Origin of the sequence: Streptomyces sp. NRRL B-24572, assembly GCF_002156145.1 — a bacterium.
GTDB lineage: Bacteria > Actinomycetota > Actinomycetes > Streptomycetales > Streptomycetaceae > Streptomyces > Streptomyces vietnamensis.
Map to the genome: position 1 here is coordinate 1 of NZ_MWIG01000758.1, position 1,102 is coordinate 1,102.

1 protein-coding gene is annotated in these 1,102 nt (G+C 76.0%); it reads left to right on the plus strand.

The window, feature by feature from the left end:
• Nucleotides 1–949 (plus strand): LuxR C-terminal-related transcriptional regulator (locus CCN56_RS35235; RefSeq protein WP_086831853.1); only part of this gene is annotated, 949 nt, incomplete at its 5' end.
• Nucleotides 950–1,102 lie beyond the last annotated feature (153 nt).

The following is a 1,102-nucleotide window of genomic DNA, read 5'->3' on the forward strand; positions in this document are numbered from 1 at the left end:
CGGGGCGGTCCTCGTGCTCGTACGGGAGGACGGCGCCGCCCCGGTCGACGCGGCCGCGCTCACCGTGGCGCAGGCGCTGTGGGACCTGGTCACCGGGCACTTCGACCGGTTCGCGACGGAGGCCGTGCCGGGGGCGCTCGCCCGTTCGCGGGCGGCGGCCGACACACGCGCACGCGTGATCGCCGAACTCACCGCCGCGCACGCGGCGGCGCTCTCCGGCGTCCTCGGGGTGCTGCGCAGCCGGGCCCTCGACGACACGACGGCCCGGACCACCGCCACCGACCTCGCCGCGTCCGCGCTCATCGAGATGCGGGCCGAGCAGCGGCGGGACCGGGCGCTCGCGGAGGAGCCGGTGGCGGACGCCTTCGAGCGGCTTGCCGGTGAGCTGCGGCCGATGCTCCGGCACAGCAGGGTGCGGCTCGACCTGGGCGCGCCCGACTCCACCCGGTCCCTCGCGGCCGATGTCGCCCACAGTGCGCGGGCCATCGTCCGGTCGCTGCTCCTCATCGTCCTGGAGCAGGACTCCGTGCACCGGGTCCACGTCGGCTGGCAGCTGACCGAGCACGAGCTGCGGGCCTCCGTGCGCGACGACGGCGCGGGCGCGCTCGCCCCCTGCGACCTGGGTGCCGGCACGATCCGGGACCGGCTCGACGTGCTCGGCGGACGGCTCGACATGGACGCGGTCCCCGGCTGGGGCACGACCATCACGGCCGTCATCCCGCTGGCGACCCCCGAGGCCCCGATCGAGGCCGCCCACCCGCTGACCGGGCTCGGGGAGCGGGAGGTGGAGGTGCTGCGGCACCTGGCGCTCGGGCACCGGAACCGGCGGATCGCGGAGGAGCTGCACATCAGCGAGTCGACGGTGAAGTTCCACGTCGCGAACATCCTGAACAAGCTGGGGGTCGACTCGCGGGGCGAGGCGGCGGCCCTCTTCCACGCAGCGGCATAACCCGCCCCCCGTTGTGGGCAGGCGTTCCGCAAGGGGCGGAACGGGTGGGCACAACGGACGGCGCCCTTGCCGGCGCCAGAGGCTTCCGCGCCTGGACCCGCACCCCGTGCACGGCGCTCGGTCGGTGCGGGTACAGGCGCGGAAGCCTGGGCC